Source organism: Orenia metallireducens (assembly GCF_003001995.1).
Classification (GTDB): Bacteria; Bacillota; Halanaerobiia; order Halobacteroidales; family Halobacteroidaceae; genus Orenia; species Orenia metallireducens_B.
Genome location: NZ_PVNB01000053.1, coordinates 1 through 6,954, shown reverse-complemented (window position 1 = coordinate 6,954; position 6,954 = coordinate 1). Strand labels below are relative to the sequence as shown.

Below are 6,954 nucleotides of genomic sequence, written 5' to 3'. Positions count from 1 at the left end.
ACTCGAAAGTAGCAAAATTTATTCTAAAGTTCAGAAAGCTATTAGTTCTTTTCTACGAGATGACAAGATTGCATAGTCAAACTTGTAAAGTGGTGATTTGATATAAAAACTATAAATATTGTATAATGATAATAAAGAATTAAAAAAGGAGTTAAGTAATGAATATAAAAATTGTTGTAGACAGTGGTTGTGATTTCAATCAAGAGTTGACGGAGAAACTAAATACAGAATCAGTTCCCCTAACTATCCAATTAGATAATGTTGAGTATAAGGATGACCAAAATTTAGATCTTCAAAATCTGCTTGAAATGATGAAAAATAGTAAGAAGAGCCCTAAAACAGCTAGTCCTTCTCCCCATTCCTTTGTAGAGGCTTATCAAGGTGAAGAGAGTATCTTTGTAGTGACTTTAACCTCCAAACTAAGTAGCACCTACAACAATGCCCTCTTAGCTAAAGACATCTTCTTAACAGAGGTTGAGGATAAATTCATCCATGTCTTCGATTCTTGTAGTGCTTCAATCGGTGAAGCTTTAGTCAGCTTAAAGGTAAATGAATTAGCAGAACAAGGGTTAAAGGAACTAGAAATTATAGATAGAGTCGATAGCTATATCCAGCAGATGAAGACCTTCTTCTTACTTGAATCTTTAGATAATCTTATCAAATCTGGTAGAATGAATAAAGTTAAAGGCAAATTGGCCTCACTTTTATCAATCAAACCAATTCTAGGTGAGGAAAATGGTGAAATAAGTCTCTTTGATAAAGCTAGAGGGTCTAAACGTGCCTTTAGAAAGTTAGTTGATATTATTGGGAAATATGGAGAGAACCTTGAAGATAAAATTCTTGGTATTGCCCATTGTAATGCTTTAGATAAAGCGGAAAAATTTAAAGCAGAAGTAATAAAGAGGTATAACTTTAAAGATATTATTATAGTACAAACTGGTGGCTTAAGCAGTGTCTATGCTAATGAAGGTGGAATAATCATCTCATTTTAATTAAGTATAGCTAGGCGAAATTTTGCCTAGCTATACTTAATTTCTATCACCATTAGCTATCTTCTCCATTGCTTCTTTAGTAGAAGAAAAGTAATATTTATTAGCAAAAAATATATTCTCCTCACCAATCTTTTCAACAATTCCAAAATTATTTAAAGGGGCATATAACTTTGGACTGATGCCACTTAATAAAACTTCACCATTATTTCTATAGACTTTTTCAATAAAATTATCCAACTCTTTAATAGATGTTATATCAATAACATCTACATCTCTCATTCTTAAGATAAAGGTTCTACCTTCAATAAAGCTTTCATTTAATTGATTCTTTAAATTTTTTGCTGAGTTAAAATGCAAATTTCCTGCTAGATTAATTAATATTTCTTGCTTATCATTTAAATCTTTAGAATTATGCTGAAGAAAGGGATATCTACTATCTGTCCGATAATTCATATAAGTAAAATTAATCTTATCTGTATGGCGTAATACCAAGGTTAAAGAGACTAATACTCCAAAATAAACAGCATAATCTAAGCGTGGAGTAGATATTGTAGTTAAAAAAGTAACTAAGAATACTATCATATCAAATCTTGTTATACTAAGTACCTGTTTAATATCCTTAATATCTATCATAGAATAAGCAACTAGTAGCACTAACGTAGCTAAACTAGCCACAGGAACATAATTAATAACTGGACTCAATAAGAGAATAGAGAGAATAATTATTAAGGCTGTAAACAGTTCAGATAATCTTGTTTTAGCTCCTGCTTGATAATTGCTAAAGGAGTTTGTAAAGGAACCTGAGATAGCAAAACTACTGAAGAAAGAACAGCATAAATTAATAATACCTTGCCCTATGAATTCTTTATTTAATTCTACCTCCTCTGATGATCTATCTTCTAAAGATTTTGTAATCGATAAGACCTGAATAAAACCTAAGATCGAAATGGAGAGTGCTGAAGCAAACAGCTGATCAATCTGCTCAAGATTAAATTCAAATAAACTAAACTTAGGCAGAGAAGCAGAGAAGTTATCTACTACCGCTACTTCTGCAGATAAATCGAAAGTATATACCACTAACATGGGTGTTAAGATTGCTAATAAATAAGCCGGTATCTTGGCTGATATTCTTTGAGAAAAAATGATAATTATTCCAGATATGATACCTAGACCTAACGAATAATAATTAACCCCCTCTAAACCATTAATTATATTATAGATATTAGAAAAGAGGTTAAAACCTGAGTCAATCTCTATGCCTAGAATATTACCTATCTGCCCTACCCCAATTAGCAAAGCAATTCCTGTCGTAAGTCCTACAATTACAGAATGGGGAACATATTTAACGAGGTTACTCAATTGCAAAATCCCTAACAATATCTGTAACAGACCAATCATACAGGTTAGCAGTAGCAAAGTATTAAAATAGTTCGCTGAACTAACATTAGTCAGAGCGCTGGCTAAAGCTACAGAAATTAAATTGGTAGGACCAACTACCATATAGTTAGAATTTCCAACAAAAGTAGCAACTATCATAGAAACTATAGATGTATATAACCCATAAATAGGATCAACGCCAACAATTAAAGCGTAAGCCATATTTTGAGGCAAAGCAATCGCTGCTACTGATAGTCCAGCTGAAATATCATATTTTAAATTATTAAATTTATACTTGTTCCCAAATCTAGATAGTTTCATCAATAGTGCTTCCTCCTTTAAAATCAAATCTATAAATTATGTATATCTAAATTCCCCAAAAAAGGACAATTCCAAGTGAGGTTACTATAGCAAGTAATATCTGTAATGGTGCACCAACGATCATATAATCTCTGAATTTATAACCACCAGGACCATATACCATCAAATTGGTCTGATATCCTAAAGGGGTCATAAAGGCTGTACTAGCAGCAAAGGTCACTGCTAAGATAAAAGCAAAAGGATTAAGTCCTAATCGGTTAGCTGCATTTACAGCTACTGGTAACATCAAGACTACACTAGCATTATTACTAATAATATTTGTTAAAATTGATGTGAGTAGATAAAATAAAATCAAAGTTACAGTAGGTGGAAATAGATTAGAATAAATCAACAATTTATCAGCTATATAACTAGCAGTTCCAGTCTTCTCTATAGCTATTCCTAAGGGGATTAGCCCAGCTAAGAGAAAAATAACCTCCCAATTTATCACTTCATAGATCTTATTTTGATTGACAGCTTTAGTAACAACCATAGCAATTACTCCCGCTAAAGCCGAAATAGCTATAGGTAAGATATTAAAAGCAGCTAATAAAACTACAGAGATAATAATTGTTAAGACTGTTGGAATCTTATTGGTATTATAATCTTCAGTATCAAGTTCTTTAGTTATAATAAAGTTACTATTCTTCTGTAAGCGATCTATAGTATTATCATTGGCTATTAATAACAAGACATCACCAGGTTCAATAACTAAGTCATCCATCTTTTGATGTGATAACTTACTACCTCTTCTGATTGCTAAGACAGTAGTGTTGTATCTTTCTAAAAAATTTACCTCTTCAAGGGTTTGTCCAACTAAAAAAGAAGCATGAGGAACAACAACTTCTAATAACTTTTGCCCTTTAATCGGTTCTTCAAAGTATTTGTCATTCACCTTAACTTCTGGTAATAGCTTCAACCCTTCAGCTTTAATTATCTTTAGCAAAGTAGCATGATTACTACGAACAATTAAGTTATCCCCTACTTTAAGCTCCTTCTCCTTAATTGGCTCTATAAACTTCTCGCCATCTCTAACTATCTGTACTACATTTATATCAAAATCAAGTTTGTCCAATGTTTCTCCTATATTTTGATTGATAAGAGGAGAATTATCTTGAATAACAACCTGAGTTAAAAAATCCTCCATCTGATATTCAGTGATTAAATCATCTTCAGTATCTATTCTTTTAGGTATTAGATGTCTTCCTATAAAAAATAGATATAAAAAACCTACTATTAATATTATAAATCCCAGCTTAGTGAATTCAAACATAGAAAAGCGATATCCAATTAAACGAGCAGAGATATCACTAGCTAACAAGTTGGTAGATGTACCAAGTAAGGTCATCATCCCTCCCATCATAGATGCATAAGATAAAGGGATTAATAGCTTAGAAGGTGAGGTCTTTGTCTTACGTGCTAAATTTGTAACCATGGGAATAAAGGTTGCAACTACTGGAGTATTATTAATAATACCAGCTACTACGCCTGATAACCCCATTATTACTGCTAACTGCTTACTCTCCTCCCCGCTTGTTAGCTTGGCAATCTTATCACCTAATATCTGGACTAATCCGCTATTTTTAACCCCCTCACTTAAGATAAACATTGCTAAAACTGTGATAGTAGCTTTATTAGCAAAACCAGATAACACCTCTGTAGCAGTAACTTTAGTCCATCCTTTAAATATAATCAAAATCACCGGAATGCTTAAGGCTAATATATCTAACCTTAAAGGTTCCCATAAAGATAAAACTACAAAGACTAAGACTAAAGCACTAACTACTACCATTCCACTGTTAATTCCAGAACCTGCTTTAACTTGAACATCATTTATTGCTTTAGCATAAGCACTCTGCTCTGGTAGTTGAGCTAAAGAAAAAATAATTAAAGATATAAACAAGGTAGACCAAAATTGCTTTATATTAAGATTATCTTTTAGCTTATTCAATTAATCACCCCCTAATAATAGTTATTTAAATCTTATTTTCATTATAGGAGATATTAATTTGAAATGCAACCTACTATAAATACTTAACTAAATTACTTAACCTAAACTTCAAACTTCAAGTGTTTCGATATACCCATATTAAATTTTATCTTAAATTTATAATAACATAAGCACCTACTATTTACTATATCTTTTATTAATCATTCTAACTAAAAATCATAATAAAGGTTAAAAGCTAAATTAAAATCTTTATCCTCATTATCATAAGCTAAATATCCTTCTACATCTAAGGGCTTAAGACCTAAAAATCCCAGTTTAGCTCTGCTCCCTGCTCCTATTGCTACTGATGAATTCTCCTCTTTTTGATAGTCAGTAAACAAATATGTCTGCATATCAGTTAATTTTAATAAATCAATAAACTCTATCTCATCAACATTTTTATGGTTATAAGCCAAGTTCAATGATAACTGTAACTTAACAAAGGGATCGGGTTTTATCCCACGATAAATTAGTGGTGACTCCATCGTCTCAGTATTATTAAAGATAAATTTAGGCTCTAAAGTCCAAAAATTATTTAATTGATAGTTAGCCTGATGAGATGTCAATATCTTAAGTTTACTATTTTCAAAAGGAAATAAAAGGTCATTTTCTCCTTCTAATAAAATTGATTCTTCATCGAATTTATAATTATTATCTAGATATATAAAGTTATTTTTATTTAGATATCCTCTTCCTCCTCCAATAGTATATTTATCATCATAATAAACTAATCCCATCAGATAATCTCTATTATCACTCCATCTATAGTTACTTAATAAATCAATATCTTCAGTCAATTTAGTCCATCTTACTTTTAATTCGACATCATCTTGTTTATTATTAGCAGTGCTAGAGAGAGCACTTATACCTAAATGTTCTTTATTAAATCTCAGACCATATTGCAGATGATGTGAAGGTGATTTGATTAACTCTTGTTTAAAGAAAGAATTGTCTTTACCATAATAAAAAGTAGGAGCTAGGTTAGTCTTTTCAAGTAAGAGCCTATCATATTTAACATCATTAATCTTATTAGAATAATTGACATCCAAGCTTTTGTCATTATTTTCTTTTAAGGGGATATTTTTTTCACTTAATAGCCTCTTTATCTTAGGAATCTCTGCTTTAGTGCTCTTATACCCAATTTCTATATAGTCTTTTATCGATTTAAAGTCCATAAAGGAGTAATTAGCTACATCACCTTCTATCACTATATCTGCATAGTTTTCTATTATCTGTTCTGTATATCTCTTTTGCACCAAGGATATATACCTAAAAAAAGAACGACCAGGAGTATCATACTCTTTAGATGATGAATTATCAGGAATAATGGTAGCAATAACTATATCTGCTCCTAATACTTTAGTAGACTTAGCAGGACTTATCTCTACAATCCCGGCATCTACTAAAAACTTATCACCTGAATTATACATAGGAAAGTAAAAGGGAATTGAATAAGAGCTTTGTATCACTTTTGAAATTTTACCGGTAGTAGCTAAATACTTATCTCCATTACTTAAATCAAAACTTAACAATGCTGTAGGTATTACAAAGTCTTCTAAATTACTTGTAAGAGCAATCTCTTCAATAAACTTATTGACTCTAGCTGTATCTAGCAATGAAGAAGAAGCAATAAAATTAAATTTTAACATATCATTAAAGGAAACCTTCATTAAAACATCTTCAATTGTAGTTATCGGTAAGCCACTTCCATACATAGTACCTACAATTGCGCCCATACTACTTCCAACAATCAAGTCAATTGGGATCCCTTCCTCTTCTAATGCTTTAATTACACCTACATTAAATAATGCTGGTGCCCCTCCCCCTGTCAAAGCCAATCCTACCGCTGGACTCTTTATAGACTTAAATCTTTGATAATCCTCTATGATATATCTATCATTTCCTTCTTTTATATAAGTCAGCCCACTAGCTGCAAAACCTTGGGCAATAAATAAATTAAAGATAATAATAGATAAGATTATTATCTTTATAACTTTAAATCCCATAATGATTACACCTCCCCTTTAAGCTATTCAAAAAAACCTCTCAATTTCGCTCTGTAATAGATAACTTTTAGAGTAGATGGATATAAATTATATAGTCTATAAATATTCTTATAAAATTTGTATTATTATTCTAAGCTTAATTGTAAAATGAACTTGAACTAATAAAAATTAATAAAAAAATGCCCATAGTAGACCAAACTGTAATATAATTAGATCACCACAAAATAAC

General features: G+C 31.0%; 4 protein-coding genes. 1 reads left to right on the top strand and 3 read right to left on the bottom strand.

Annotated elements, in window-relative coordinates:
* Window positions 1-158 precede the first annotated feature (158 nt).
* Window positions 159-992 carry a DegV family protein gene (locus BX659_RS18205; protein WP_097019645.1) on the top strand — a complete coding sequence of 278 codons (834 nt, stop codon included), beginning with the start codon at window positions 159-161 and terminating at the stop codon, window positions 990-992.
* A 36-nt stretch (window positions 993-1,028) separates the two neighbouring features.
* Here BX659_RS18205 and BX659_RS18200 read toward each other — a convergent pair whose 3' ends face one another.
* The 3 genes from BX659_RS18200 to BX659_RS18190 form a co-directional block, all read right to left on the bottom strand.
* On the bottom strand, window positions 1,029-2,690 hold the full coding sequence (locus BX659_RS18200; RefSeq protein ID WP_097019644.1) for a SulP family inorganic anion transporter: 1,662 nt from the start codon (window positions 2,688-2,690) through the stop codon (window positions 1,029-1,031).
* Window positions 2,691-2,736: 46 nt separating this feature from the next.
* Window positions 2,737-4,680: an SLC13 family permease gene (locus BX659_RS18195; protein ID WP_253250824.1), complete on the bottom strand. Its 1,944-nt coding sequence runs from the start codon at window positions 4,678-4,680 to the stop codon at window positions 2,737-2,739.
* Between the two features lie 209 nt (window positions 4,681-4,889).
* Window positions 4,890-6,725, bottom strand: coding sequence for a patatin-like phospholipase family protein (locus tag BX659_RS18190; protein WP_097019643.1), 1,836 nt, complete (start codon window positions 6,723-6,725; stop codon window positions 4,890-4,892).
* Between the last annotated feature and the right edge of the window lie 229 nt (window positions 6,726-6,954).